This window comes from Arthrobacter sp. FW306-1B-G06A (assembly GCF_058781765.1).
Genome location: NZ_JBYSXB010000001.1, coordinates 107,503 through 132,544 on the forward strand (window position 1 = coordinate 107,503; position 25,042 = coordinate 132,544).

Annotated in this window: 28 protein-coding genes; 7 read left to right on the plus strand and 21 right to left on the minus strand. The window is 64.8% G+C overall.

From position 1 onward, the window contains the following. Nucleotides 1-110: 110 nt before the first annotated feature. A complete protein-coding gene (locus AC3WJM_RS00520; protein ID WP_492259662.1) occupies nt 111-1,607 on the minus strand; it encodes a purine-cytosine permease family protein in 1,497 nt (498 codons plus the stop codon). A 135-nt stretch (nt 1,608-1,742) separates the two neighbouring features. After that, entirely contained in the window at nt 1,743-2,504 is a 762-nt protein-coding gene (locus tag AC3WJM_RS00525; protein ID WP_492270975.1) for a FadR/GntR family transcriptional regulator, read from the minus strand. A 93-nt stretch (nt 2,505-2,597) separates the two neighbouring features. On the opposite strand from AC3WJM_RS00525, the gene AC3WJM_RS00530 reads away from it, so the two are divergent. The 4 genes from AC3WJM_RS00530 (at nt 2,598) to AC3WJM_RS00545 (ending at nt 7,208) form a co-directional block, all read left to right on the plus strand. Next, nucleotides 2,598-3,476, plus strand: a complete 879-nt coding sequence (locus AC3WJM_RS00530; RefSeq protein WP_492270976.1) for a carbon-nitrogen hydrolase family protein — start codon at nt 2,598-2,600, stop codon at nt 3,474-3,476. A gap of 10 nt (nt 3,477-3,486) precedes the next feature. Next, nucleotides 3,487-4,836: an APC family permease gene (locus AC3WJM_RS00535; RefSeq protein ID WP_441432732.1), complete on the plus strand. Its 1,350-nt coding sequence runs from the start codon at nt 3,487-3,489 to the stop codon at nt 4,834-4,836. Between the two features lie 37 nt (nt 4,837-4,873). Then, entirely contained in the window at nt 4,874-5,674 is an 801-nt protein-coding gene (locus AC3WJM_RS00540) for a carbon-nitrogen hydrolase family protein (protein WP_284989571.1), read from the plus strand. An 82-nt stretch (nt 5,675-5,756) separates the two neighbouring features. Beyond that, nucleotides 5,757-7,208, plus strand: coding sequence for a purine-cytosine permease family protein (locus AC3WJM_RS00545; protein WP_059388243.1), 1,452 nt, complete (start codon nt 5,757-5,759; stop codon nt 7,206-7,208). A gap of 51 nt (nt 7,209-7,259) precedes the next feature. On the opposite strand, the gene AC3WJM_RS00550 is transcribed toward AC3WJM_RS00545, so the two are convergent. From AC3WJM_RS00550 to AC3WJM_RS00570, 5 genes are all read right to left on the minus strand, one after another. Further along, entirely contained in the window at nt 7,260-8,117 is an 858-nt protein-coding gene (locus tag AC3WJM_RS00550) for an aldo/keto reductase (RefSeq protein WP_492270977.1), read from the minus strand. A gap of 24 nt (nt 8,118-8,141) precedes the next feature. Continuing rightward, entirely contained in the window at nt 8,142-8,552 is a 411-nt protein-coding gene (locus AC3WJM_RS00555) for a (R)-mandelonitrile lyase (protein ID WP_306963764.1), read from the minus strand. Nucleotides 8,553-8,567: 15 nt separating this feature from the next. Further along, nucleotides 8,568-9,506, minus strand: coding sequence for an MFS transporter (locus AC3WJM_RS00560; RefSeq protein ID WP_492270978.1), 939 nt, complete (start codon nt 9,504-9,506; stop codon nt 8,568-8,570). After that, nucleotides 9,503-9,637, minus strand: coding sequence for a hypothetical protein (locus tag AC3WJM_RS00565; protein WP_492270979.1), 135 nt, complete (start codon nt 9,635-9,637; stop codon nt 9,503-9,505). Before AC3WJM_RS00565 ends, AC3WJM_RS00560 begins: the two co-directional genes overlap by 4 nt. 99 nt (nt 9,638-9,736) lie before the next feature. Then, nucleotides 9,737-10,789 (minus strand): NAD(P)-dependent alcohol dehydrogenase, encoded by a 1,053-nt coding sequence (locus AC3WJM_RS00570; protein WP_492270980.1) that lies wholly within the window; start codon nt 10,787-10,789, stop codon nt 9,737-9,739. 144 nt (nt 10,790-10,933) lie between these two features. Here AC3WJM_RS00570 and AC3WJM_RS00575 point away from each other — a divergent pair, with 144 nt between their 5' ends. The 3 genes from AC3WJM_RS00575 to AC3WJM_RS00585 all read left to right on the plus strand — a co-directional run bounded on the left by AC3WJM_RS00575 (nt 10,934) and on the right by AC3WJM_RS00585 (nt 14,246). After that, nucleotides 10,934-11,602, plus strand: coding sequence for a TetR/AcrR family transcriptional regulator (locus AC3WJM_RS00575; protein ID WP_492259656.1), 669 nt, complete (start codon nt 10,934-10,936; stop codon nt 11,600-11,602). Nucleotides 11,603-11,609: 7 nt separating this feature from the next. Next, nucleotides 11,610-12,872: an FAD-dependent oxidoreductase gene (locus AC3WJM_RS00580; protein WP_492270981.1), complete on the plus strand. Its 1,263-nt coding sequence runs from the start codon at nt 11,610-11,612 to the stop codon at nt 12,870-12,872. Nucleotides 12,873-13,019: 147 nt separating this feature from the next. Further along, on the plus strand, nt 13,020-14,246 hold the full coding sequence (locus AC3WJM_RS00585; RefSeq protein WP_492270982.1) for a S53 family peptidase: 1,227 nt from the start codon (nt 13,020-13,022) through the stop codon (nt 14,244-14,246). A gap of 76 nt (nt 14,247-14,322) precedes the next feature. Here the strand turns inward: AC3WJM_RS00585 and AC3WJM_RS00590 are convergent, their stop codons facing one another. The 14 genes from AC3WJM_RS00590 to AC3WJM_RS00655 form a co-directional block, all read right to left on the minus strand. Further along, nucleotides 14,323-15,495, minus strand: coding sequence for a flagellar hook protein FlgE (locus tag AC3WJM_RS00590; protein ID WP_492259652.1), 1,173 nt, complete (start codon nt 15,493-15,495; stop codon nt 14,323-14,325). Between the two features lie 40 nt (nt 15,496-15,535). Beyond that, nucleotides 15,536-15,961, minus strand: coding sequence for a flagellar hook assembly protein FlgD (locus tag AC3WJM_RS00595; protein WP_059388250.1), 426 nt, complete (start codon nt 15,959-15,961; stop codon nt 15,536-15,538). Nucleotides 15,962-15,977: 16 nt separating this feature from the next. After that, nucleotides 15,978-17,432 (minus strand): flagellar hook-length control protein FliK, encoded by a 1,455-nt coding sequence (locus tag AC3WJM_RS00600; protein ID WP_492270983.1) that lies wholly within the window; start codon nt 17,430-17,432, stop codon nt 15,978-15,980. Continuing rightward, complete coding sequence (locus AC3WJM_RS00605) at nt 17,432-18,094, minus strand: C40 family peptidase (protein ID WP_306963884.1); 663 nt, start codon at nt 18,092-18,094, stop codon at nt 17,432-17,434. The genes AC3WJM_RS00600 and AC3WJM_RS00605 overlap by 1 nt, the downstream gene beginning before the upstream one ends. A gap of 2 nt (nt 18,095-18,096) precedes the next feature. Further along, nucleotides 18,097-18,522, minus strand: a complete 426-nt coding sequence (locus AC3WJM_RS00610; RefSeq protein WP_284989482.1) for a flagellar FliJ family protein — start codon at nt 18,520-18,522, stop codon at nt 18,097-18,099. Beyond that, nucleotides 18,519-19,850 carry a FliI/YscN family ATPase gene (locus tag AC3WJM_RS00615; protein WP_492270984.1) on the minus strand — a complete coding sequence of 444 codons (1,332 nt, stop codon included), beginning with the start codon at nt 19,848-19,850 and terminating at the stop codon, nt 18,519-18,521. Before AC3WJM_RS00615 ends, AC3WJM_RS00610 begins: the two co-directional genes overlap by 4 nt. Next, nucleotides 19,847-20,461 (minus strand): FliH/SctL family protein, encoded by a 615-nt coding sequence (locus AC3WJM_RS00620; protein ID WP_492270985.1) that lies wholly within the window; start codon nt 20,459-20,461, stop codon nt 19,847-19,849. Before AC3WJM_RS00620 ends, AC3WJM_RS00615 begins: the two co-directional genes overlap by 4 nt. Beyond that, nucleotides 20,451-21,479: a flagellar motor switch protein FliG gene (gene fliG, locus AC3WJM_RS00625; RefSeq protein ID WP_492270986.1), complete on the minus strand. Its 1,029-nt coding sequence runs from the start codon at nt 21,477-21,479 to the stop codon at nt 20,451-20,453. Before fliG ends, AC3WJM_RS00620 begins: the two co-directional genes overlap by 11 nt. Beyond that, nucleotides 21,476-23,095, minus strand: a complete 1,620-nt coding sequence (fliF, locus tag AC3WJM_RS00630) for a flagellar basal-body MS-ring/collar protein FliF (protein WP_492270987.1) — start codon at nt 23,093-23,095, stop codon at nt 21,476-21,478. The genes fliG and fliF overlap by 4 nt, the downstream gene beginning before the upstream one ends. Further along, nucleotides 23,095-23,436, minus strand: coding sequence for a flagellar hook-basal body complex protein FliE (gene fliE, locus AC3WJM_RS00635; RefSeq protein ID WP_059388251.1), 342 nt, complete (start codon nt 23,434-23,436; stop codon nt 23,095-23,097). Before fliE ends, fliF begins: the two co-directional genes overlap by 1 nt. Then, nucleotides 23,436-23,828 (minus strand): flagellar basal body rod protein FlgC, encoded by a 393-nt coding sequence (locus AC3WJM_RS00640; protein WP_059388252.1) that lies wholly within the window; start codon nt 23,826-23,828, stop codon nt 23,436-23,438. The genes fliE and AC3WJM_RS00640 overlap by 1 nt, the downstream gene beginning before the upstream one ends. Further along, nucleotides 23,828-24,169: a flagellar basal body rod protein FlgB gene (locus AC3WJM_RS00645; protein WP_059388253.1), complete on the minus strand. Its 342-nt coding sequence runs from the start codon at nt 24,167-24,169 to the stop codon at nt 23,828-23,830. The genes AC3WJM_RS00640 and AC3WJM_RS00645 overlap by 1 nt, the downstream gene beginning before the upstream one ends. 134 nt (nt 24,170-24,303) lie before the next feature. Further along, a complete protein-coding gene (locus tag AC3WJM_RS00650; RefSeq protein WP_284989476.1) occupies nt 24,304-24,600 on the minus strand; it encodes a hypothetical protein in 297 nt (98 codons plus the stop codon). Continuing rightward, on the minus strand, nt 24,590-25,030 hold the full coding sequence (locus tag AC3WJM_RS00655) for a flagellar export chaperone FliS (protein WP_307052719.1): 441 nt from the start codon (nt 25,028-25,030) through the stop codon (nt 24,590-24,592). Before AC3WJM_RS00655 ends, AC3WJM_RS00650 begins: the two co-directional genes overlap by 11 nt. Nucleotides 25,031-25,042 lie beyond the last annotated feature (12 nt).

The window sequence follows — 25,042 nt, forward strand, 5'->3', positions numbered from 1 at the left end:
CGCTCACATATAGGGCCAAATGCAGGGACGCTCGCTCACCAAAAGTGAGCGAGCGTCCGCCGAAAACACCCCAAAAGTGAGCGAGCGTCGGAGGGGGCACAACCCAAAGGCTAGACTGCCGCGGTGTTCGACGCTGAGCCGGCTAGCGGCGCTATTGCCCCCGAGTCCGATTCCGCGGGGTCGGGTTCCGTCGGGTAGACCATCTCGGCCGGTGCGTTGGAGTTCCTCTTCGCCAGCGGGTAGAACACGATTGCCGTGACCACGAGGCCTACAAGCCAGGAGATGTCCGCCCCGCCGAGAAGCTCGGTCATCGGGCCGGTGTAGAGGGTCTGCGCCAAGAACGGGATCTGGACGACGATGCCGATCGCGTAGCTGAGCAGCGCGGTCTTGTTCCAACGGCCGTAGCGACCGTTCAGGTCGTAGAGGGCCGGAATGTCCACCTTCTCCTTGGAAACCAGGTAGTAATCCACCAGGTTTATGGAGCTCCAGGGGATGAACACCATCAGCAGGAGAAGGACGAAGTTCTTGAAGTTGGCGATGAAATCGGGGGAAGCAAGCACTGCGATGAGCACCGAGAGTCCGATAAAGCCGATCACGTAGGCGAACCGGGTCCATGACGCCACCGCGGACTTGCGGGTGAACGCCGTGACCGAGGTAAGCATGGTCATGTAGCCGCCATACGCGTTCAGCGTGTTGACGGTCAGTTTTCCGGTCACGATGACCAGGTAGATGACTACCGCGATCAGTCCGCCTCCACTCAGGTTCCCGAGGAAAGCGACTTGGCCGTCCAGGAACCGTGCACCCTTGGGCAATGCGAGGGCGGCGAAGAGAGCGCCCAGGGTCATGGACCACTGGGAACCAATCACCGTGCCGAAATAGGCCGACATGAAGGTCTTGCGTGCTGGGGTTTTGGAAGGCAGGTACCGGGAGTAGTCGGCGACGTACGGGCCGTAGGTCAGCTGCCATCCGGCGCCCAGCGAAATGGCGAGCAGGAAGGTGGGGAACTCGAAACTGCCGGCTCCCAAGAGTGCGCCGACGTCCTGGCTGGCCAACAACCTGATGCCCAGGTAGGTGAAGCCGAGGATACCGACGACGGTGGCAATGCGGCCCAACATGTGGATGTACTTGTAGCCCAGGGTCGCCACAACGATGGTCAGCACCCCGAAGACGATCATGCCCACGGCCGGGGTGCCCGTGTGGAGGATGAGGCTGACTGCCTGTCCGGAGAGGACCGTACCGGTGGCGGCGAAGCCGAGGTACATCACGACCACCAGGACCAAGGGAATCACTGCCCCGAAGATCCCGAACTGTGCCCTGCTGGAAATCATCTGCGGCAGGCCGAGCTTCGGCCCCTGCGCCGCGTGGAGCGCCATCACAGCACCGCCCAAGAGGTTTCCGATCAGGAGGCCGATGATCGCCCACAGCGCATCCGCGCCGAACAGGACTGCCAAGGCGCCGTCGACAATAGCCGTGATCTGCATGTTCGCCCCGAACCAGAGCGTGAACTGCTGGCCAGGCGAACCATGGCGTTCATTTTCCGGGACAAAGTCGATGGAACGACGCTCAACGCGCGGCCCACCCGTTCCCGCTTTTCCTGTGGCCTGCATGCCTAATCCTCACTTTGACAACCGAAGTCCGATGTCCCCAACTGAGAATCAATCAGAGCATGCAAAGTGACAGTGATCACGGAAAGGGGGCGATGTTTAGTCCGATATCCCGGACGATAAGCCACGAGCTGTTGTTCACCCGGATTGATGGCCGTCGCCGCCGGCGAGGCCCATGAACATCGTCTTGTGCAACACGTCCACGTGCCGCCGCGATACCTCCACCGCGCCGCGGTCGTCGCCGGCGCGCAAGGCGTTGACGAGCGCAATGTGGTCCCGATTGGACTCATGGAGAAACTCGATCGGGTACGGGATGAAGTATGCGTAGAGCTCCGCCAGCGCTTCGTTGTAGACGTCGACCGCAGCTCCCAGGCCCGAGCACGCCGCGACCAGCCTGTGAAACCTCTCGTCGGCCTGGTGATACTCGGACCAATTGCTTGATCCGGCCATCTCATGAGTCAGCCGCTCCAGCTCATCCAGCTGCGCTGCCGTGGCGTTGACGGCGGCGAAGTGGGTAACCGCGCATTCGAAGAGCAACCGACGGTCCACCAGCCGGTTCACTGCATGGGATTCGGCTGGCGACGCAGCGAGCTCTTCAAGGACGTTTTGCGGCGGCTCGTCGGCGACGAAGGTTCCGCCGCCGCGCCCCCGACGGCGGACAACGACCCCCTGGTCGGCCAGGCTCGCTAGGGCCCTGCGGGCGGTGATCGGGCTGACCGAAAGGCCCAGCGCGACGTCTTGCTGGTCGGGCAGCCTCTCCCCCGGCTGAAGCAGTCCCAAGGATATGGCCATGCCGATCCGCAACCGCACGGCGTCGATTGCGCTCCGGCGGTCGATTCCGAGCAAAGGGGCAGCATCGATGGGTGAGTGGCCGGTGGTGTCCTCGAGCTGACGGGTCATATCCGCTACTTTACGGGGCAAAATCCACCTTCCTTTTATTTGATCATTATGATCTAATATGAGGCGAGTCACAACGACAACGTGGAGAAACCAGTGCAACGCATCCTTCCCCTCATCGCCGCCCAGGCGGCACCCCGACTGATCGGCGAACCGATCGAGGCCTTCGCTGCCGAAGTCGCCGCCGCCGTCGCGGTCCAACCGCACAGCAAGCTCGTGGTCTTCCCGGAGCTGCACCTTTTCGGGGACTCCAACCCGGACCTGCAGCGTACGGAAGTGCTGCAGGACTCGGCCGAGCCGCTGGACGGTCCGCGCGTCAACGAACTGCGGCAGCTAGCCGCGGACTTGGGCATCTGGTTGGTTCCGGGCAGCGTCTGCGAGCGCGGCCCCGAGGGGCAATTGTTCAATACCCAGCTGGTCCTTTCCCCCGAAGGCGAGCTCGCCGGCTACTACCGCAAGGTCTTCCCTTGGCGCCCCTTTGAGCCCTACGACCCCGGCGACCGGTTCACCACCGTCGACCTGGAAGGGATCGGCAGGGTGGGGCTAAACATTTGCTACGACGCTTGGTTCCCCGAGGTGACCCGCCAGTTGGCGTGGATGGGCGCCGAAGTGATCCTCAACGTCGTTAAGACCACGACGCCGGACCGCAAGCAAGAACTCGTCCTCGCCAAGGCAAACGCGATCGTGAACCAGGTCTTCATGGTCAGCGTCAACTGCGCGGGACCCACCGGCAAAGGCCTCAGCCTGATCGTCGACCCCGAGGGGAACACCATAGCCGAGGCCGACGACGACGCGCCCACCCTTCTCGCCGTGGAACTGGACCTCTCCGCCGTCGAGCATGTCCGCGAACACGGGACCGAAAACCTCAACCGTCCCTGGTCCCAATTCCGCCCCGGCGAGCCGCCCATCGAGCTGCCTGTCTACCAAGGCCGCATCGACCCGACCACCTGGACCCCACGGTCCTCCAACTCCTAAGGAACCACCGGTGACAACGCAACCGAGCCTCACGCGCGCCCTGAAACTGCCCTCGCTGGTCCTGTTCGGGCTGGCCTACCTGACCCCGCTCATCGTGCTGGCGATTTTCGGCGTGATCGCCGAAACCACCGGCGGAGCATCCCCGTCGGCCTATCTGGTGGCCATGGTCGCCATGCTCTTCACCGCGCAGAGCTACGGACGCATGGCCGTTGCCTATCCGGTGGCCGGCTCCGCGTACACCTATATCCGGCGCTCCATCGATTCCCGGATCGGCTTCCTGGCCGGTTGGGCTGTCCTGCTGGACTACCTGTTCCTGCCGATGGTCATCTGGCTCATCGGCGGCTCGTACCTCACCGCGCAGTTCCCGGACATTCCCATCGGGGTCTGGATTGTCGCGTTCATCGCGATCACAACGCTGCTCAACGTGGTTGGCGTCAAGGTGGCTGACAAGGCCAACTACCTGCTGATGGCATTCCAGCTTCTGGTGATAGTCCTTTTCGTGGCCTTGTCCGTTGGAACCTTGGTCTCGACCTCCGGCGCGAGTGCCCTGGTCAGCACCGCTCCATTCTTCAACGACACGTCGAGCTTCGACAAGATCACCGCTGGCGCTGCCATCGCGGCGTACTCGTTCCTGGGTTTCGACGCCGTGTCCACCCTCACCGAGGAGACCATCGAGCCGAAAAGGACCGTACCGAAGGCGATCATGCTTGTGGCACTCATCGGCGGCGCGATCTTCGTCGTCGTCTCCTACACCACACAGTTGATCCACCCCGGCGGGGTGTTCGACGATTCGGCGTCGGCGGCGTCGGACATTGCCCTGAAGATCGGCGGACAGTTCTTCGGCGCAGTCTTCCTGGCCGGACTCGTGGTGTCCCAGTTTGCCTCCGGACTCGCGGCGCAAGCCAGCGCCTCACGATTGCTCTACGCCATGGGCCGGGATTCCGTCCTGCCGAAGAAAGTCTTCGGGGCATTGAACAAATCCTTCCACACGCCGGTATTGAACCTGGTCATCACCGGCGCGGTGGGACTCATCGCCATGTTCCTGGATGTCGCCACCTCGACGTCGTTCATCAACTTCGGTGCCTTCACCGCCTTCACCCTCGTCAATGTCTCGGTCATTGCCTACTACCTGCGCCAACGACGCTCGGGGAACCGGCTCAGCGTAATGTTCTACGTGGTCATGCCGGCTGTGGGTGCCATCATCGACGGTTTCCTGCTCTCCCAGCTCGATTCGAATGCCATCACGCTCGGACTGATCTGGCTCTGCGTCGGCGTCGTGGTACTCGGCATCATCACCAAGGGGTTCCGGAAGGCGCCGCCGGAAATGGTGATGGAGGAAAAAGAAGCCGCGCTGGTATGACGACGGAACACAGTAAACGGGGAGAAACGAGGACTGCGTGCGCATCACCCTAGCCCAGCTGGATTCCGGCACGGACGTCGGCCGCAATCTCGACCTCATCGCGGATTACTGTGCCCGGGCCGCCTACGAGGGCTCTGAGCTCATCGTGTTCCCGGAGTACTCGACGTACGAGAAAAGCCGGGTGGACCGGAGCTTCGTGGACATGGCCGAACCCCTTGACGGCCCTGTGGCTTCCACCCTCTGCGCGACGGCCGCACGCTACGGGATCGCCGTCGTCGCGGGTCTCCTGGAAGCGCCTGGTGACGGAGACGGAACCAAAGAACCGGACCGGGCATTCAACACCTTGGTGGCGATCGGTCCGGACGGTTCCCTCCTCGCCAGCTACAGGAAGATCCATCTGTTCGACTGCCAAGGATTCCGCGAATCGGAATACATCAGACCGGCGCCGGAACCATTGCCCGTCACCTTTTCCTGCGGCGGCATGACGTTCGGGTTGATGACCTGCTACGACCTGCGCTTCCCCGAGTTGGCGCGCATTCTGGCCGACGCCGGGGCCGAGGCGCTCCTCGTCTGTTCTTCGTGGGTTCCCGGTACCGCAAAGACCGAGCAATGGGCCACATTGGCCAAGGCCCGGGCAATAGAGAACGGCGTGTACGTGGCGGCGGTCTCCCAGACTCCACCGGTATCCATCGGCTACAGCATGCTCGTGGATCCCCTCGGGACTGTCCTGCACAGCCTCGACACGGAGCCGGCCACCGCCACGCTGGACCTCTCCCCGGATGCCGTTTTGGCAGCCAGGGACCAGTTCCCCACATGGCGGCACCACCGGCTCCCCTAGGAATCTCGCGGCCTCTTCTAGGCCGCCCCACTCTGTGCTAAACCAAAGTCAAGATGCACCGATGCTCCGAAGGAGATGCACCATGAGCGCAACGACGGACAAAGGATCGGGCCGAGGGCTGGAGATCCGATCGATCGACTATGTTCCACTGAACGAGCGCCACGGCAAGGTCTCGCACATCGGACCGCTGTGGTTCGTCAGCAATGCCCAGATCGCCACCCTGGCAGTGGGGTTGATCAGCATCACCACCGGCGGCAACTTGATCTGGTCGCTGCTCGCGATCGCCATCGGGGTACTCGTCGGCACGCTGTTCATGGCCGCGCACTCCTCGCAGGGCCCCCAGCTCGGCCTGCCACAGATGATCCAGTCCCGGCCGCAGTTCGGCTACATCGGCGCCCTTCTGGTTTGGCTCTTCGCCTACCTCCAGTACGCCGGCTTCAACATCTTCAACACCATCCTGGCCGGCCAAGCGATCTCGGAGTCAGTCAACTTCGGGTCGCAAAACTTGTGGTTCTGGGTGGTCACCATTGTCGCCGTCGTCATTGCCCTGTTCGGCTACGACCTTATCCACGCCTTTGAGCGCTACCTGACGTACCTGACCATCATCATGCTGGCGTTGCTCACCATTGCAGCCGTGAAGCTGGCCATTCCGGCTGGCGCATACAACCTGGCTGACTTCCACATGGTGCCGTTCCTGGGCCAGCTGGGGGTCGCGGCCGGCTACCAGATTTCCTGGGCCATCTACGTCTCTGACTACTCCCGCTACCTTCCGCCGGCCAGCGGGCGGGGCACTTTCAGATGGACGTTCTGGGGCAGCGCGCTCGGCGGTATTTGGGTGATGTTCCTGGGCGCGTACATCGGTGCGGCCGCCGGGGAGAACTTCGAAACCATCGGCTCGATCAAATCCACGGCCGACCAGCTCTTCGGCGGATTCGGTGGCATCGCCCTGTTCGTCGCCGCCCTGGGCTTGCTGTCCGTGACGGCCCTGAACATGTACGGCGGTTCGCTGACCTTGATATCGTCCATCGACAGCGTGCGGCAGATCCGGCCAACGCTAAGGCTCCGGATCATCACGATTTCCATCACCGCCCTCATTTCCGTGGTCCTGGCTAACCTGGCCTCGGCCGACTTCCTCGCCAACTTCAACGACTTCCTGCTATTGGTCCTGTACTTCTTCATTCCGTGGACGGCTGTCAACCTCACCGACTACTTCATCGTCCGCAAAGGCCACTACGCCATCGCGGAGATCTTCAAGCCCGATGGGATCTACGGACGATGGGGCTGGCCCGGCATCATCTCCTACCTTGTCGGCTTTGTGGTGATGATTCCCTTCTTCTCGGCCGGCAAGCTCTTCGTCGGGTTCATCGCCCACGCCCTGGACGGCGCCGACATCTCGCTGTTTATCGGGCTCCCGGTCTCCGCAGGGCTGTATTGGCTAATGACCCGACGCATCGACGTCGAGGCAGAGACCCGCATGGCCAAGGAAGAGGCCGACGCCCTGGAGGCGGCTGCGCACGAACACCTGCTTCCGTAACTCCGCCGGACTAATGGGGTAGGAGTCAGGCAGTGGTCCAACCCCGGCGCCTCAGTTGATCCTGCGATTGCCGAGCCAGCTGACCATGGCGGGGTCGCGGTGGTCGAAGAAGAGGCTGGCCCCGGTGTCCAAGGCGGCGATCCGGCTCATCTGCTCGTCGGTAAGGGTGAAATCGAAGACGTCGAGGTTCTGGGCCATGCGTTCGGGCCGGACGGACTTGGGGATGACGACGACGTCGCGCTGGATGAGCCAACGGAGAACCACCTGTGCGACGGACTTGCCGTGCGCATCGGCGATGGTGCTGAGAAGCGGGTTGGTGAACAGGTTGTTCTTGCCTTCGGCGAAGGGTCCCCAGGACTCGACCTGGACACTGCGTTCGCGCATCATTGCCTGGTCGGCCGCGCGCTGGTGGAAGGGGTGGGTTTCGATCTGGTTGACTGCCGGGACGATCTCGTTGTGGTCGATGAGATCTACCAGCCGGTCGAGGTGGAAATTCGAGACCCCGATCGCGCGGGCAAGGCCGTCCTGGTGGAGTTCCTGCATGGCGCGCCACTCGCTGTAGTAGTCGCCCAACGGCTGGTGGATCAGGTACAGGTCGACGTAGTCGAGTCCGAGGCGGCGGAGTGAGTTGTCGAAGGCGCGCTTGGTGTCGTCCTGGACGCTGCCTGCCGGGGCGTGCTGGATCCAGAGCTTCGTGGTGATGAAGAGTTCGTCGCGGGCGAGGCCGCTGTTCTTGATGGCCAGGCCAACGGCCTCTTCGTTCAGGTAGGAAGCGGCGGTGTCCAGGTGGCGGTAACCGGCGTCGAGGGCGGCTTCCACCGCGGCCTGGGTTTCCTCGTCCGGGATCTGGAAGACGCCGAAGCCGAGGATCGGCATTTCGACGCCGTTGTTAAGGGTGACGGTATTCATGGGTTTCCTTCGCTTGGATGGGGGTTATCGGCTGATTTGGGCGTGGGCGGCTTGGTAGTCCTGTTCACTGACGGGCTCAAGCCAGGTGGCGCTCTCCCCGTTGTCGTGCTCCACCAGGGCCAGGTGGCACATCATGTTGTCCTGGGTGGCGCCGTGCCAGTGTTCCTCGCCGGGGGGCGTGTGGACCGTGTCCCCTGCGCGCATGAGGATCACACTGCCGTCCCGGGTGGCAACGAACCCGGTGCCATCGGTGCAGTGCAGGGTCTGGCCAAGAGGGTGGGAATGCCAGTTCGTACGGGCACCGGGGGTGAAGCGGACCATCGCCGCCACGAGACGTGAGGGCGCCTCGCCGTTGTGGAGCGGATTGAGGTAGACGTCTCCCGTGAATCTCTCCGTAGGGGCTTTGACGGTCGGGGTGGGGGGAACGAGTTTCATGGCTTCTGCCTTTCGCTAGTGCCGTGATTGTTGTGCGTGCCGAAGCGGCAGGGACACCGCTACGAGGACCAGAAGGAGAAGGGCCGTGATACTCAGGTTGATGCGCAATCCTGCCATGAAGTTCTGACCGGCGAGTGCGGCACCGAAGATCGCGACGCCGAGGGAGCCTCCGAGCTGCCGGGCGGTATTGACCGCGCCGCTGGCGGTCCCCGCCAACTCGGCCGGCACGTGGTCCAGGATGAGGGCAATGATCGGCGGAACCGTGAAGGAACCTCCGACGCCGACGGGCACCATCAGGAACGCGACGAGCAGGGTCGGCGCATTGCCTGGCAGGAGGCAGAGGCTTGCCAGCCCCGCGGCCATCAGCAATTGGCCAGAGACGATCGCGACTATGCGCCCGAATCGCTCCGCGAACCTGGCCACGAGGGGATTCAGGAGGGCAACAAGCCCGGTCATGGGCAGGAACAGAAGCCCGGTCTCCAGGGCGCTGGCTCCGCGTTCCTGTTGGAAGTAGAGGCTCTGGAGGAAGACGACGCCGTAGAACGCCGCCATGGTGACCCCGGCGACAATCAGGGCCGTGGAGACTGCGCGTGAACGGAACAAGTCGAGCGGGATCATTGGGTGGCTTCCCCGTGCTTGTGCTGCCACGAATACGGCTGCGGATGCGACACATATGGCGAACGTCAACAGGATGTGGGGGCTAGGAGCCACTCGGGAGAGGACCAGCAGGGCTGCCACTCCCACCGGAAGGTTGACGAAGAAGATCAGTCTCCAGTCCCAGTACACGATTGCCCTTCCGCGACGCGCAGGATCGTGGAACGCCTCCCGGAAGAGGGCGAGGGACGTAGGGGTAATCATTGCCGCACCGATGCCCTGCAGGACCCGTCCGGCGATGAGTGCAGGAAGGCTCGGGCTGAACCCGCATGCCATCGAGGCAACGGTGAAGAGAATCATGCCGATGCCGTAGGCGCGACGACAATCTGGGCGTCCAAGGCGACCACGAAAAATCCGAGCATGGCAACCGCGAGAGATGCGCGCGGACGCGCCACGGCTTCCGGAAAGGATTTGACGGTAGTCACGGACATGGTGGCCTTCCAAGCAGGGAAACGGGGACTGATTCAAGAAAACCAGTCCCCGGGTCCGCGTGGGAGTGCCTGCTATAACGTGTACTGCCAGTGCCTGTTTCAGTTGCCTTGAGCTTCTCGGATGGTGATCGCGATTTTCCCCCGCACTTTGCCGGCGTCGAAATAGCGCATGGCGTCCGGAACCTGCTCCAGCGGATAGCTGCGGTCGACGGTCGGGGTGAGGGTTCCGGCGTCGATGAGCCCGGCAAGGTATTCGAGGTCAGCAACGTCCTGCGTCCCCATGACCATGGTGAGCCGCTGACCGATGAACGGGGACAGCGCGAGGGCCCTGAATTGCCTGTCGATACTGCCCGTCCAGGAGCCGCCTTCTTCGCCGCCGGTGATAACGGCCGTGCCGGTAGGCGTGAGCGCCTTCCGGAGGCGTGCCAGGGTGGGGTTCCCGGCAATATCCAGGATCAGATCGTAGTGTTTGGTGCCGTCGGCGAAGTCCTGCGTGGTGTAGTCGAGGACGTGATCGGCACCGAGCGAGCGCACCAGGTCCATTTTGGCGGCACTGCACACGCCCGTGACCTCAGCCCCGGCAGCTTTTGCGAGCTGAACAGCGTAGCTGCCCACTCCTCCCGAGGCACCAAGGATCAGAACCTTCTGTCCCGGCGCTATCCGGCCCGCGGCGCGAAGGGCCTGCAGCGCAGTGCAGGCGGAAACCGGGACCACCGAGGCTTGTTTGAAACTGATGTTCGCCGGTTTGAGCGCCAGTTGGCTTTCGCGGGCCGTCGCATATTCAGCGAAGGAACCCTTCCCGACCCCGAAGACCTCGTCCCCGACGGCGAATCGGGTCACTGCTGCTCCGACCGCCGTGACCGTGCCGGCCAAGTCCATCCCGGGCACAGGATTTTTGGGGGCGCGGACGCCGAACGCCAGGCGCAGCGCGTAAGGCAGGCCCCGGGTTACATGCCAGGTCCCCCGGTCCAGTCCTGCAGCGTGGACCCGGACCAGCACCTCGTTCTCCGCAATCGTCGGTGTGGGGATCTGCGCCAGGTGCAGGACGTCGGCGGAGCCATAAGCCTCCTGCACGATGGCCCGCATCGTAACCTCCGGCTTTTGCGAGCCGCCTGAAATCGGAGTCTCCGCAGCATGCTGACCAGCGGTCATGGCCGTTCCTTTCCAGTCATTTGGGGTGTTCAGCTACTTTTTCGTACGCTGTACCAAAAAGATTATCGTACAATGTACTAAACCGCTAGACCCCCTGCACTAAATCGCTGGAGTGCTGCACCAACTAGAGTCCAAGGAGTCCCGATGCCGGACACTGCACAGCCCCTCCCCCAGCGACGCCCTCCGTTGAGCCGCGAAAGGGTGCTCGGTTGCGCTGTGGATCTCGCTGACGAGTCAGGAATCGCCGCGCTGACCATCCGCTCGCTCGCCCAGAGCATGGGAACCAAGCCCATGTCGCTCTACTACTACGTGGCCAACAAGGATGAAATTTTGGATGGCATCGTGGACATGGTCTTCCACGAAATCGCATTACCCTCCCCCGCGGGCGACTGGCGGGAGGAAATGCACCGGCGGGCACACGAAGTGCGCAGCGCGCTCAAGCGCCATCCTTGGGCGGTCGGGCTGCTGGAAAGCCGCTCCGCCCCGGGCGAAGCGAACCTGCGTCACCACGAAGCGACCTTGGCGACCTTGAGGGCAGCAGGCTTTTCCGTCCAGATGACGGCCCATGCCTATGCCTTGCTCGATAGTTACATCTACGGATTCGCACTCCAGGAAGCCGCCCTTCCTTTTGACGGCCGGGACACCGCCGCCGAGATCACAGCGCCGATCGTTGAACGCTTTTCGACCGGGCAATACCCCCACATGATGGAGATCGCCACCGAACACGTCCTCAAACCCGGCTACGACTTCGGGGATGAGTTCGACTTCGGGCTGAACCTCATCCTTGACGGCCTCAGCCGGTCGATGGGGTGAGCCAGGGATGTCCAGCGAATCCGAAACCACACCCGGCCCGGGCCCCGGCCCCGGCCCCGGCCCACGTTCTTGGGACACGCAGTGTTGCGTGGTCGGCGGTGGACCTGCCGGAATGATGCTGGGCTACCTGCTGGCCCGCGCCGGAGTCGAAGTGACAGTGCTGGAGAAGCACGCCGATTTCTTCCGTGACTTCCGGGGCGACACCATCCATCCTGCGACCACCGATGTGCTCGCCGAACTGGGATTGCTGGAAGAGTTTCTGAGCCTGCCGCACACGGAGATACCGGAACTGCGTCTCGGCATCGACGGACAGACCTTCGGGCTGGTGGACTTCCGGCACCTGCCCTCCCGATGCAAGTTCATGGCGTTCATGCCGCAGTGGGACTTCCTGACCTTCTTGGCCACCCAGGCCATGCAATACCCCACCTTCCGACTGGAAATGAGTACCGAGGCCACCGGCCTGCTCCGCCACGGTGAGCAAGTGATCGGCGTACGGGCACGCACTCCCCAGGGCGAAGTAGAGATCAGGGCGGATCTCACGGTGGCGTGCGACGGGCGGTTCTCCCTTATCCGGGAACACGCGGACTTGCCGCTAAGGGAGTTCGCAATGCCGATCGACGTGCTGTGGTTCCGCGTGCCGCGCAGCGAGGATGCGCCGCCGACCCTGGGCTATGTCGGCGGCGGGCAGATCGTGCTCGCAATCGACCGCGGCGACTATTGGCAGTGCGGCACGATCATCGGGAAAGGAACACTCCCGCAGGTTCAGGCCGCGGGGCTGGCCGCCTTCCGCGACCGGGTGGCACGTGCCGCACCGTTCTTGGCCGCCGGCCTGGCCGCGCTGACCGACTGGGACCAGATCAAGCTGCTGTCCGTGCGCTCCAATCGGTTGAGACGCTGGTGCGAGCCAGGCCTGTTGTGCATCGGCGACGCCGCCCACGCTATGTCGCCGGCCGGAGCCGCCGGGGTGAACTACGCCATCGCCGACGCCGTCGCCACGGCCAATCACCTCGCAGTACCACTGCGCACGGGCACCATCGCCGTCGCCGACCTCCAGCGCGTGCAACGACGACGCGAACCAGCGGTAAGGATCGCACAGGCATTGCAGCGACAGCAGACACGCCAACTCGCTCGCCTTGCCCAAAACAACCCACCCGTCCAACTCATACGGCTCATCAGCCACACGCCACTGGTCAAACGCCTCTTGGGCCGCATTGTGGGCCTCGGTTTCCGTCGCGAACACATCCACAGCCCCCACCTCACCAACCACTAGCAATCGAACCGCAAATCTCCCCGGTGGCTCATGAGACCGCAGGGGTGGATGTGACATGGGTGACAATAGTGGCGTTTGGTGCGAAGCTTGTCACGCCGAGTTGACTATCCTGTCAAGTCGGATCTTATTGTTCCTCAGGGAGGTTTCGTGAAGAAGATCCTTAGCGTTTCCGGGGCGATGTTGCTGTTGCTGAGCGCGTTCTCAGCCACAGCACCGGCCGCAGTTGCCCAACCATCTCCGTCCGCCAACTGGCATGCGGAGAAGGTCTGCGCCGATGTCCCAGCCGGCAATGCGTCGTGTTTTGCGCTCAAGTACGTCGATGATTCGACGACTCCGGGCAAGGCGTCGCCGGGAGGACAAACCAAACCCGCTTCGAGCACGCCGCCCGCCACCGGCAAGACCCCCGCGAACATCCAGAGCGCCTACAACATCACAGGCCTCGCGTCCGGCGGCAGAACCGTCGCAATCGTGGATGCCTACGGCTATCCGAACCTGGAACGCGATCTCGGCGTTTACCGCTCACAGTTCGGCCTCCCGGCATGCACGGTCAGCAACGGCTGCCTCACCATCAAGGACCAAAACGGCGGCAACAAGCTTCCCAGGTTCAATTCCGGATGGGCCGACGAAACGGCCCTCGACGTCGACGCCGTCTCTGCAGCGTGTCCGGACTGCAAGATCCTGGTAGTGCAGGCGACAACAGCGAGCCTCAGCGACCTTGGGACAGCCGTGGCAACGGCCGCAAAACAGCCCGGCGTCGCGGCGATCTCCAACAGCTACGGCGGCGGGGATTCAGCAGACTCCAGCTACGGCACGTACTACAACCACCCGGGCATCGCGGTGACAGCGTCAACCGGCGACAACGGGTACACCGGCTCGTCCTACCCCGCTTCCTCGAGTTACGTCACCGCCGTGGGAGGCACATCGTTGGTCAAGAACTCCAGTGCACGCGGGTGGGGCGAATCTGCCTGGTCCGGCTCGGGATCCGGATGCTCAAGTGTCAATGCCGCGTTGCCAGCGGCTGCCACGTTCGGCACGGGCTGTAGCAAGCGCGCCTCGGCGGACGTCTCCGCCGTCGCAGATCCGCAGACCGGCCTGGCAGTGTACGCGCCGAGCAGCAGCACCACCTCGTCATGGGCCCAGTATGGAGGGACCAGCCTCTCCTCGCCCCTGATCGCGGCCATGTACGCGCTTTCCGGGAACACAGGCAGCTCCTCGGCACTGGCCAACTCTCTTCCGTACACGAACTCCGGGAAATTCAATGACGTCGCCTCGGGTTCAACGGGCACGTGCTCCACGAGCCAATGGTGCCTCTCCGGCACCGGATGGGACGGACCCACGGGCGTCGGCACTCCGAACGGGGTCGCCGGACTCTAAAAAGCAGTAACTGCCTGAAGGGTGGCCGGCGTCCAAGGATGCCGGCCATCCTTCTGTCTGTGAACGGGCAGTCTCACTAATGCTTCAGGTTCGTCAGCTCCTGCAGGACCTCGTCCGACGTCGTGATGATGCGGGCGTTCGCCTGGAAGCCGCGCTGGGCAACGATCAGGTTGGTGAATTCCTGGGAGAGGTCAACGTTGGACATCTCAAGGGCCCCGGCAGTCAGGGTGCCGAGTCCGGCGTCGCCCGGGGCGCCCAACTGGGCCGCGCCGGAGTTGGCGGTAGCCACATACGTGGAGCTACCGGATTTCTCGAGGCCGCCGGGGTTGGTGAAACGGGCAAGGGCCACGCGGGCCAGAACCTGCTTGCTGCCATTGCTGAACGAGCCGATGAGTGAGCCGTCGCCGCCGAGGGTGAATGACTCCAGCTTGCCTGCCTCGGATCCGTTCTGGCTGCCGACCGTGAGTGTGCTCATGGCGGCGAATCCGGTAACAGTGGACATGTCCACCGAGATGCCGCCGACGGTCATGGCACCGCCCGAAGTCAGCGCACCGTTCGCGAACGTGAGCGTCGAGTTCCCCGTGGCGCCGTTGGCGTCGGCCCCGGCCACATCCCAGCCTCCCGCAGAGCGGCTGAACGTCAGAGTCAGGCTGCGGGAGGCGCCGTCGGCGTCGTACACCTTGACCTGGCGCTCCACGCTGGTCCCCACGGCCGCATCGGACGGCAGGTTGCCGTCCAGCGAGGCCTTGGTGGTGGCGACGGCGGCCGACGTCGTATTGGGCGAGAGGGCGATCGGGCCAACGGGACCTCCCAAGTTCACGGCGCCGTTGGCGGCAGACCAGCCCTGCAGGATCCCGCCGTCGGGGCTCACGAGGCGGCCGGCCGCGTCCATGTCGAAGGCGCCCGCGCGGGTGTAGAGCTGCTGTCCGGCCTTGCTGGTGATGAAGAACCCGTCGCCGGAGATCATCATGTCAGTGGCCCGCCCGGTGTTCTGCGACGAACCCTGGCTGAAGTTGGTGCTGACTCCCGCCACGCGTACCCCGAGGCCGATCTGGGCGGGGTTGGTGCCACCGGTCTCGGCTTGCGGGGCGCCGGCGCCCTGGGTCATCTGGGAGAGCGTGTCCTGGAACTGCGTGGAGGAGGCCTTGAAGCCGGCCGTGTTCACGTTGGCGATGTTGTTTCCCGTGACGTCCAGCATGGCCTGATGGGCACGGAGGCCGGAGATTCCGGAGTACAGCGAACGAAGCATGGTGTTGCCTTTCTTCGGGTGGTTCGAGGGGTGTGGAGCGTCAGGCGGTTGGCGTGGCAGCGGCGGTCATGCCGCTGATGGAATCGAGCGGAACGTTCACTCCCCCGACCGCTACCGTGGGGGTTCCGGCCGCGAAGGAAACCGAACTCGCGACGCCCGAGCCCTTTGTCCCGTCGGCGAGCGCATAGCTGACGTTGTGCCCGATGATCTGTGCCGCGGCACTGCGCATCTGGAGCGAAAAACTCTCTTTGGCGTCCGCCGTGAGTTCCGTCATTTTCTCCATCATGGACAGCTGGACGGTCTGGTTCATCATCTGGTTGGTGTCCATGGGAGCGCTCGGGTCCTGGTTCTTCAGCTGAGTCACCAGGAGGGACATGAACATGCTCGAGTCCATGGTCTGCGCGGGTTTGGCTGCGGTGGTTCCGGGCTGGACTCCGCTGCTTGCCGCGATGGCTTGGATGGTCACTATTGGCTCTCCTTCATCAGACGAGAATGTCCAGGCTGCTGGTAATGCTTCGGGGAAGTACGACGGCGGTCCGCGCCTGGCGGAGCGACTCGCCGTCGCTGCCCCGTGGGAAGGCGGGACTTTCGGCCGGGCGCCGGTCACGGGGGTCCGAGCCGCCCGCCCCGGCATCGGCCGGAGCGTTGTGTTCGGACAGGTCGAGGCTCGCGCCGAAGCCCGATTCGCCAAGTCCACGCCGCAGTTCCGGCAGGATGCTGCGTATGGCCTCACGGCCGGCTTCTCCGGGGGCGAACAATTCGATCCGGACCCCTGCGCCTTCGATATGCGCCCGGACAGTCAACGGACCGAGGTCTTCCGGGGAGAGCTTCAAGGTCATCACGTGGGAGCCGGGCGCCGCCGATGCAAGCGAGAACAGCGGTGCGGACACTTGGGACAGCAGCTTCGCCGGGTCTGCCTGGAGAGTGGGCGTTGCCATGCCGGGAGCGGCTGTCGTAGGAGCCTCCTGAAGTGGCGGCGCCGGCTGCCCCACCAACGGAGCTCCCGCCTGAATCCCGGAGGGAAGCGCGGGTGCCGCGGCGACTTGAGTGTCCTGCCCAAGGACCGGTGGCGAGTCCCGCTGCGTCCCGGCTTTCCCGACGGGAAGTACGACGGCGGTGCCCGGCTCGCCTGCTTGGGCTGCGGTCGCGGTGACCCCGGTCGCGAGGCCGGCGGTCAGCGGGTTGATGGGCAGCGAGTTACCGCGGAGCGGGCCGGCGGGTAGCGCGACGGTTGGCGGCGGGCTACTGGGCAGGGCGCCGGGCATCTGGCTGGCAGGTGCAGCGGCCGGCAACGGGCTGGCCGGCAACGGGCTGGCCGGGATCGGACCAGGCTGGGCTGGGCTCTGACCAAGGCTCCCGAGCGGCAGCGCAGCCGGCACAGATGCGCCCACCTCCGTTCCAGCCGGCGTCGCCTGAGCGTTGCCCGCGGGCATCCTGACTGGCAGTCTTGCCGCTGCCGACGTGCCTGCAATGGCTTTGGCCGGGACCGTACTGTCAACGGCACTGTCTTTGGCCGACACAGTAACGCCAGTGCCGCCCGCCTGCGGAGCAGCGGTCCCGGCCGCGAGTCCACCAGCAACAGCGGCGGCGGCCGCATCAACAGCACCCACCACGGCGGCCGCAACAGCACCCACCACAACAGCACCCGCCACGCCAGCCGCCTCAACCACACCCACAGCATCAACCCTGTCCTTGGCGACCTTCGACGCTTCCGGTTTGGCGGCTCGGGCGACCGGCCCGGAACCGTCGCCGGCAGGCTCTTCCTGGGCGCCGCCGTCGGGGGTCTGTTGTGCGGTCCCGAGCGAGGTCTTCGCGTCGGACGCCAGCACGCCGTTCATCACGGCATCAAACCCGGCAGCCCCGCCGGACTGCTGCACGGGCGAAGAGCCGGGAACAGCCTGACGCGGAACTGCCGCAACAGAGAGTGGCAACGGCATCACGAGCCTCCCGCGGGGACAATCCGGCGGATCGCAGTCAGATTGGACTGCTGTTCCCACGCATCGCGGATCTGGATGGTCTGGCCGGGGACGGGCGCGTCGATCGCTTTGCCGTTGCCGAGGTAGATGGAAATGTGTTCGCCGCCGAAACTCACCAACAGGTCGCCGGGCTTGGCTTGGGCCAAGGATGCCACGGGAGTGCCTTGCCGCATCTGGTCGCTGACGACGCGCGGCAGATCAACGCCGAGGTCCTTGAAGACGCGCTGCACGAAGCCTGAGCAATCCATGCCCACCGCCGGGTTGGTGCCGCCCCAGACGTAGGGCACACCGACGTATTTCTTGGCGTCGGCCACCACGGCATCGCCCGTGACAGCGCCGGTGGCCGTGCCTGTACCGGCACTCGAAAGCGCGCCCGCGATGCCGGAGAGGGCGGCACTGCCGCCGAGCCCCAAGGAAGAAGAGAGCTGGCTCACGTCCGGCGTCGCCGATCCCCCGACGGCGGAGCTCAGCGCTTGCGCGAAGGACGCCGAGTCGGTGGAAGTGGCCGCGCCCGCGGCAGTGGAAGCGGTGGTGCTCGCGGCAGTTGCCTGAGGGCGGATGCCTTGGCTGAGTTGCTGCAACATCGACTCGATGCTCTGAATGCGCCCGATGGCCTCGGTCATGCTCACGAGGTGGCCTTCCGGTGCCACGCGGAGGACGCGATCTCGTCCAGCACGCCTTGCTCAGCGCGCAGCGCCGAAGCCTCAAATGCGGCGCCGTGCCGGGTTTCGAGCTTCTCGAGTCCTACTGCGCGGCGCTTGGCTTCGGTATATTCCGCGCGGGCCGCGGCGGCTTCAGCCTCGGCGCTGGCGGACAAGGCGTCAAGCTCGGCCAACATGCTTTGCGCGGACGCCCGGGCGGCCGCGATGGCCAGGAGAGACGCGGAGCTTCCGGCGCCTCCGGCGGACTCTGCCAGTTCCTCCCGGGCGGTGGCTCGGCGGGATCGCAGGGACGCAGACCGGGAGTTGGCACGGGCCAGTCCACTGGCGGCGGCATCCTGCTGCGTCTGGCGCAAACGCAACAACCCGGCCAGGGAGAATTGACGGTTCACGCGGCTCCTTCGAGGCTTGCTGAGAGGCGGAAGAGTTCCGGCCAGGACTCGCTGTACGGGGTGGATTCGTCCATGCTTTGCTGCAGGAACCCGTTGATGGCAGCTTCGTGGTCCAGGGCCGCGTCAACCAAGGGATTGCTGCCAGGGTGGTAGGCGCCGACGTCGATCAGGTCCTGGGCGCTGCGCCGCGCGGCGAGGACCCTGCGAAGGGATGCCGCGAGCGCCGTGCGATCGGCCGAGTTGACCTTGGAGGCCACGCGGGACACCGAGCCAAGGACGTCCACCGAGGGAAAGTGCCCCGTGACGGCGAGCTTCCGGTCCAGGACCACGTGTCCGTCGAGGATCGAGCGGGCGGCGTCGGCGATCGGTTCGTTGTGGTCGTCGCCGTCCACCAGCACTGTGTAGATACCGGTCACGGATCCGGTTTCGGCGGTGCCGGCGCGTTCCAGGAGCCGGGCCAGAACGGAGAAGGTCGACGGCGGGTAGCCGCGGGTAGCGGGGGGCTCACCGGCGGAGAGGCCGATTTCGCGCTGGGCCATGGCCACGCGGGTCAGTGAATCCATCATGAGGACGACGTCCTTGCCGGCTTCGCGGAAGGATTCGGCAATCCGGGTGGCAGTGACGGCGGCGCGCAGGCGCATCAGGGCAGGCTCGTCGGACGTGGCAACGACCACCACGGAACGGGCCAGGCCTTCGGGGCCGAGGTCGTCTTCCAGGAACTCGCGAACTTCACGTCCGCGCTCCCCCACCAAGGCAATGACGGACACTTCGGCATCCGTTCCGCGGGCGATCATGGACAACAGCGAGGACTTGCCGACCCCCGAGCCCGCGAACAGCCCCATGCGCTGGCCTCGGCCAAGAGTGGCCATGGTGTCCAGGACGCGGACGCCGGTCTGGAGCGGAGTGTCCACCCGGGCACGGTGCATGGCCGACGGGGCTTCGTTGTCCAAAGGGACCATAGGACTCGCGGGCATCGGGCCTTTGCCATCGATCGGACGCCCGAGCCCATCGAGTACCCGTCCGAAGAGGCCACGGCCGGTGGGGACCAGGATCGGAGCGCCCTTGGAACGGGCCGGGTCTCCCGCGGCCACTCCGGTCAACCGTCCCAGCGGCATGCAGCGGACAGCGCCACTGACCGAGGCGACCACTTCGGCGTCGAGCCCGGGCGCCTCGCCCACGGTCACCAGGTCCCCCACCGCGCAGTCCAGTCCGGAGACCTCCAGGCCAAGGCCGAGGACGGACGTCACGGTACCCACGCGCTGCGGCGCCGCGGCGGCGAGGGCAGAGCGGAAACGGCCTGCGTGCGGCCGGTAGTTGATGCCGCTCATGCGTCTTTCCCCAGCAGGGCTGCCTTGGCCCTGTCCACTGCGGTGCTGAGCCGGGCGTCGAGCCAACCCTGCGGATATTCCGCGATCGCATCGCCCGGGTCCAGGGCGGGATCGGCCTTGAGTTCGACGCCGGCCACGTTCCCGACGTCGACGGCGGACAGCGCGGCCAGGTCCGCCGGGTGGAGGCGGACCGTGGTCACCGCTTGCACGTCTGAAACCGTTGCCAGAGCCCGGGCCAACGCGGCGCGGGCGGTATTATCGCCGGCGTTGAGTTCGTAACCCAGAATGGCTTCCGCAAGCTCCATCGCGCTGGCCGCCAACACGTCCTGCGCTTCCTCCAACACGGCACCGCGGTGCTGCCGGGACACTGCGGCCGCCGCCTCGAGCGCTCGGACAGCTTGCTCCACAGCCAGCTGCCCGGCGTCGAGCATTGCGCGGTGTTCGGCCTCGAATTGTTCGCGAAGGCGGCGCTGTTCCGCGGCCGCAGCCTGGATCCCGGCCGCGTAGCCCGCCGCGTGTCCCTGGGTGTATCCCCGGTCCTCTTTGCGCGACCTCGCGGCCGGTTGGATGTCCGGGAAAACCACCCTCTGGAATTCAGCCTCAGTAGACATAGTCGTCTTCCTCGCCGCGCCGGACCACGATGGCGCCTTCGGCTTCAAGCTCACGGATGGAACGGACAATCTCTGCCCGGGCTTCTTCAACCTGGGAGGCGCGCACCGGCCCGGCGGAAGCCATTTCGGCTTCCAGGATTTCGAGGTTGCGGCCGGACACGTTGGTGCGCACGGCGTCGAGAACCACGGCAGGGGCACCCTTCATGGCGACAGCGAGCACTTCGGCATTGACGCCACGAAGGATCTGCTGGATGTCGCGCCGTTCCAATTTCACGATGTCCACGAAGGTCAGCATCCGGGCGCGCACTTCCGTGGCCAGTTCCGGATCGAGGGTTTCCAGGCCTTCCAGCACGGAACGTTCGGTGTTGACGTCGGAACGGTTGATGATGTCGACGAGTGGCTGGATGCCGCCGACAATCTCGCTCGACTTCCTTTGCGACATGACGGCTCCGGCACGAACCTTGAGCGTCTCGGCCACGATGCCCACGGCCTCCGGCGAAGCCAATCCCATCGTGGCTATGCAGCGGGCCACCTCACTGCGTTGCACGTCGCCCAAGCCGGCCATGACCGCGGAAGCCTTGCCCGGCCGCAAATGCGCCAGGATCAAGGCGATGGTCTGCGGCATCTCGCCGTCGATGAGGGCCAGTAGCTGGCCGGAATCCATCATTTCCAGGAATTCGAAGGACTTCCCGGCCATCGTGGAGGCGAGACGGTCCATGAAGCCGGCCGCTTTGTCCGCACCGAAGGACGCTTCCAGGAGCCCGACGGCGAATTCCTGGCCGCCGCGGGCCGTCCGGCGTCCGCTGACCGCAAGGTCGTGGAATTCCGTCATGACGTGGTCTGCCACGGATGAGGAAACGCGGCGCAAGCGTACGATCTCGGCGGCGATGTCCTCGGCCTCGGATTCGGAGAACTGGGTCATGACGGACGCTGCGCTCGCAGGGCTCATCTGCATGAGCACCACCGCCACCTTCTGGGCGCCGGTCAAGCCGCCTACGTCCAACTCCCCCGCCCTCATACGGACTGCCTTTCATCCATGAGCCCGCGCAGGTAATCGGCGGTCCGGGCGGGGTTCTCGGCGACCATGGCTTCAATCTGTGCCCGCCGCCGTTCGCCGTCGAGAGCCTCAGCGCCTGGCATCGGCAACGCCGGGACCGGATGCACCGGCGGTAGTTCGATCGCCGAGGTGGCGGGCGGTCCTTCGAGCGCCGGGGTCGAGACCGCTTGAGGCAGCATCTCGTAATCAAGGCGTTCGCCAAGGTCAACCGGTTCGCGGTGCTGCCGGCGCCGCAGGAGGATCAGCACGAGCACGATCAGCGCTACGACTGCCAGCAGGATGCTGCCCGCGAGAATGAGCGTGTTCATCAAATCCGACTGTTGCTTGGCGTCGGCTTGCGATTTGGCCGCGCCCAGTGCCTGGGCCGCCGCGTCTGCGGCCGAGGTACTGAAGGGCAGCACTTCGACTGTCACCACGTCGCCGCGGGCGGGATCGACGCCGGCCGCGGAAGTAACGAGGGCCTTGACCGAGTTGACGTTGAGTCCGGCCGCCGCCGACTGGTTGATGGCCACCGAGATGGTCTGGCGTTTCACGGCGCCTTGCGGAATGGTGCGGTCTTCGGTGACTTTGTTGACGGCGTTGTTCTTGGTGGTGTCGCTGGAATCGAACGTTCCGTTGCCGTTGGTGCCGCCCGGCACGGCAATGTTGTCCGGGCCAAGGACACCGGAGGCGCCGCCGCCGGTTCCCGTGTACTTCTCGGTCTTGGTGGTCTCGCTGAGCGGAGCGGCATCCTTGGCGGTGGAGAACGTCTCGCTGCGCTGCTGCGCGGACTCGGCGGTCACGTCGGCCGCGACGGCGACGGTGGCGTTGCCCGGTCCCACAACCCTATCGAGTACAGCCTTCACCGAATCGGAGGTGCGCTGTTGGTAGTCGGCGGCTTGCTTGGAGGAGGAGCCCGTGGCTCCGCCTCCCACCGTGGAGAGGACGTTGCCCTGGGAATCCACCACGGTCACGTTCGTCGGCTTCAGGTTTTCGATCGCGGCGGACGTCAAGTGCACGATCGCCTGGACCTTATCGGCGGACAGGGTGATGCCCGGCTGTGTTTCCACGAACACTGATGCCGTCGCGTCCGGAGCCTTGTCAACGAACACCGTTTTGGCCGGAAGGGCCAACTGCACGGCGGCTGTCTTCACGCCGTCCATGGCCTGGATGGTGGTGGCGAGTTCACCCTCGAGCGCGCGTTTGTAGGTAACCGATTGCTGGAATTCGGACGAGGTTACGCCGAGCTTGTCGAGCAGCGAATAGCCGGTGGCCGCGGCCGCCGGAAGACCGGCCGCGGCGGCTTTCAGCCGTTCGTCGTTGACCTTGTCATCGGGGACGAGGATGGTGGAACCGCCGTTGCTGAGCTCGTACGGGACATTGTCCTTCCGCAGCTGCTCCACGATCCCGTTGGCATCCGTGTCCTTCAAACCGGAGAACAACGGCGAGTAGGACGGCTTGCCCAACCATGCTGACAGGGCCACTCCGCCGAGCACCAGGACGGCGATGCCGATGATGGCGATGGTGCGCTGCCCTGCCGTGAACCCCTTGAATCCATCGCCCATCTTGCGGAAGAAGGCGGCAATCTGTGGAGGCATCAGGCCTGCATCCTCATGATCTCGTTGAACGCGTCAACGCCCTTGTTCCGCACCGTGGAGACAAGCTCCATGGTGATCTGGGCGCGGGTGGCAGCGATTGTCGCCTTGTGGATATCGTCAAGGTTGCCCGTTACCGCGGACACGGCCAGCTGGTTCGACGTCGACTGCAGTGACTGGAGGTTGTCCACGGCACCAGTCAGCGCCGTCGCAAAGCCGTTGCCGTCCGAAGTTCCCGCGACTCCGGTTACGTTGCCGGCGCCGCCCAGGTAGCCGGTGCCGGTGACGCCCTGCACGGAAAGTCCCCCGCCGCCTTGAATTGCGCCGATCGGGTCCAAAGCCATCAGGATTTTCCTATCTCAAGCGCTGCCTGGTACGTCTCACGGGCCCGGTCCACCACTTGGGCGTTGGCCTGGTAGCCGCGTTGCGCCACAATCAGGGCACCCATCTGTTCGGCGAGGTCGATGTCCGGGTAACGGACATAGCCTTGGGCATCGGCAAGCGGATGGTCCGGTTGATACACGAGCCTGCCGGTCGCACTGCCTTGCGGAGTGCTCTTGACGTACACGCCGGTTCCATCGCTGCCCTCGGCGGCTTCGATGTAGCGGGCTTGGAACGCCTTGCCGCTGGTGCGGGTGGCGGTATTAATGTTGGCCAGGTTGTCCGAGACTGCATCGAGCCATTTGCGGTGGACAGTCAGGGCGGAGCCGGCAATCCCGATCGCGTCGAAAGTCATCAGCTGGTCCTCAGGGCCGTGCGTAGGGCGGTGAATTGTTCGCCGATGGCACGGGAGGCGAACTGGTAGCGCAGGACGGTGTCTACGTTCGAGAGGGTTTCGGTGTCCAGGTTGACGTTGTTGCCGTTGAGCTGGGTGGGTTCCTGGGACGTAGTGACGGAAGCCGTGGCCTGCCCGTCTCCGGCGCTCACCGAGGCCGCAAGCGCGTCTTCGAACTGGACCCTTTTAGCGTGGTAGTTCGGTGTGTTGACGTTGGCGATGTTGTTGGCGATGGTGCGCTGGCGCAATGAGAGCCCGTCCAGGGCGCTACCAAGGGCAACGGAAGTCACTGACTCGAACACGACGGCCTACCTTCGCGAATAGTATGAAGAGGCCGATCCGTGGCCGTGCATCGAGCAATCCCTGCTCAACTTCCACCATCGGCAAGCATGTGGCATCCGTTAGCCGATGAGGGATTGTTTTCAACACTTTCTCTTCAGCCCTGCACATCCAGGAACAGCGGGCGCGCGGAACTTTGGCTGTCCGGGACCGTGCTGAGCGCGTCCAAGTGTGCGAGGGCGTCGTTGCGGACCTTGCCGAGCATCGCCATCGACTCCAACTGCGCGTCCAGTATCCGGCGTGCTTTGTCCGCCAGCTCCTCAGGCAGCGGCCCGGCCTCGTCCGCGGCGGGCGGATTCCATGCCTCGGGCTCGCCGCCGGAGACGGCCAAGGCGATGTCCGCTTCAAGCCGGTCCAGGATTCCGGACCATGCCTGGACAGCGTCAGCCGACACCGAGTGTGCCGTTCGTCCGTGCCGTCCCGGATACCGTCGCCCGGACAGGCAGCTGCGAAGCGGCGTCGTGCCAGCCTTGCCGGAGCGGTTCCAGGAGCACAATGCATTCTTTGGTCCGGTTGACGTCGCGGTAGATGTTTGCGCCGATCATCGCTTCCATCGCGTACTGGTAGATGCTCAGCAGCCCGGGTGCCCCGTCCCACACATCGGTCTTCAGGGTGGAGGACAGCTCGGTGACGATCGACTGGGCATGCAACAGGTTCTCGCTTGCGACACCCCAGTTGGCATTCTCCTGGGCGAACTGGGCGCGGTTCAGGTCCAGGAGCAGCCGGTCATAAAGCATCGTGAGGAGCCTGGCCGGCGGAGCCGACAGGACGGCGTCGTCGTTGTACCGGGAAAGCTGGCTGGCGCGGAGGGCTGTGGAGGTCATGCGTTACGCTCC

Excerpts from the sequence above, each read along its gene's own strand:
- fliF (WP_492270987.1), bottom strand. The coding sequence starts at position 23,095 with ATGCCTCCACAGATTGCCGCCTTCTTCCGCAAGATGGGCGATGGATTC.
- fliG (WP_492270986.1), bottom strand. The coding sequence starts at position 21,479 with ATGAGGGCGGGGGAGTTGGACGTAGGCGGCTTGACCGGCGCCCAGAAG.
- AC3WJM_RS00640 (WP_059388252.1), bottom strand. The coding sequence starts at position 23,828 with ATGACTTTCGACGCGATCGGGATTGCCGGCTCCGCCCTGACTGTCCAC.
- AC3WJM_RS00655 (WP_307052719.1), bottom strand. The coding sequence starts at position 25,030 with ATGACCTCCACAGCCCTCCGCGCCAGCCAGCTTTCCCGGTACAACGAC.
- AC3WJM_RS00525 (WP_492270975.1), bottom strand. The coding sequence starts at position 2,504 with ATGACCCGTCAGCTCGAGGACACCACCGGCCACTCACCCATCGATGCT.
- AC3WJM_RS00600 (WP_492270983.1), bottom strand. The coding sequence starts at position 17,432 with ATGCCGTTGCCACTCTCTGTTGCGGCAGTTCCGCGTCAGGCTGTTCCC.
- AC3WJM_RS00580 (WP_492270981.1), top strand. The coding sequence starts at position 11,610 with ATGTCCAGCGAATCCGAAACCACACCCGGCCCGGGCCCCGGCCCCGGC.
- AC3WJM_RS00615 (WP_492270984.1), bottom strand. The coding sequence starts at position 19,850 with ATGAGCGGCATCAACTACCGGCCGCACGCAGGCCGTTTCCGCTCTGCC.
- AC3WJM_RS00550 (WP_492270977.1), bottom strand. The coding sequence starts at position 8,117 with ATGAATACCGTCACCCTTAACAACGGCGTCGAAATGCCGATCCTCGGC.
- AC3WJM_RS00545 (WP_059388243.1), top strand. The coding sequence starts at position 5,757 with ATGAGCGCAACGACGGACAAAGGATCGGGCCGAGGGCTGGAGATCCGA.
- AC3WJM_RS00620 (WP_492270985.1), bottom strand. The coding sequence starts at position 20,461 with ATGTCTACTGAGGCTGAATTCCAGAGGGTGGTTTTCCCGGACATCCAA.
- AC3WJM_RS00565 (WP_492270979.1), bottom strand. The coding sequence starts at position 9,637 with ATGTCCGTGACTACCGTCAAATCCTTTCCGGAAGCCGTGGCGCGTCCG.
- fliE (WP_059388251.1), bottom strand. The coding sequence starts at position 23,436 with ATGGCTTTGGACCCGATCGGCGCAATTCAAGGCGGCGGGGGACTTTCC.
- AC3WJM_RS00555 (WP_306963764.1), bottom strand. The coding sequence starts at position 8,552 with ATGAAACTCGTTCCCCCCACCCCGACCGTCAAAGCCCCTACGGAGAGA.
- AC3WJM_RS00520 (WP_492259662.1), bottom strand. The coding sequence starts at position 1,607 with ATGCAGGCCACAGGAAAAGCGGGAACGGGTGGGCCGCGCGTTGAGCGT.
- AC3WJM_RS00560 (WP_492270978.1), bottom strand. The coding sequence starts at position 9,506 with ATGATTCTCTTCACCGTTGCCTCGATGGCATGCGGGTTCAGCCCGAGC.
- AC3WJM_RS00570 (WP_492270980.1), bottom strand. The coding sequence starts at position 10,789 with ATGACCGCTGGTCAGCATGCTGCGGAGACTCCGATTTCAGGCGGCTCG.
- AC3WJM_RS00575 (WP_492259656.1), top strand. The coding sequence starts at position 10,934 with ATGCCGGACACTGCACAGCCCCTCCCCCAGCGACGCCCTCCGTTGAGC.
- AC3WJM_RS00590 (WP_492259652.1), bottom strand. The coding sequence starts at position 15,495 with ATGCTTCGTTCGCTGTACTCCGGAATCTCCGGCCTCCGTGCCCATCAG.
- AC3WJM_RS00605 (WP_306963884.1), bottom strand. The coding sequence starts at position 18,094 with ATGACCGAGGCCATCGGGCGCATTCAGAGCATCGAGTCGATGTTGCAG.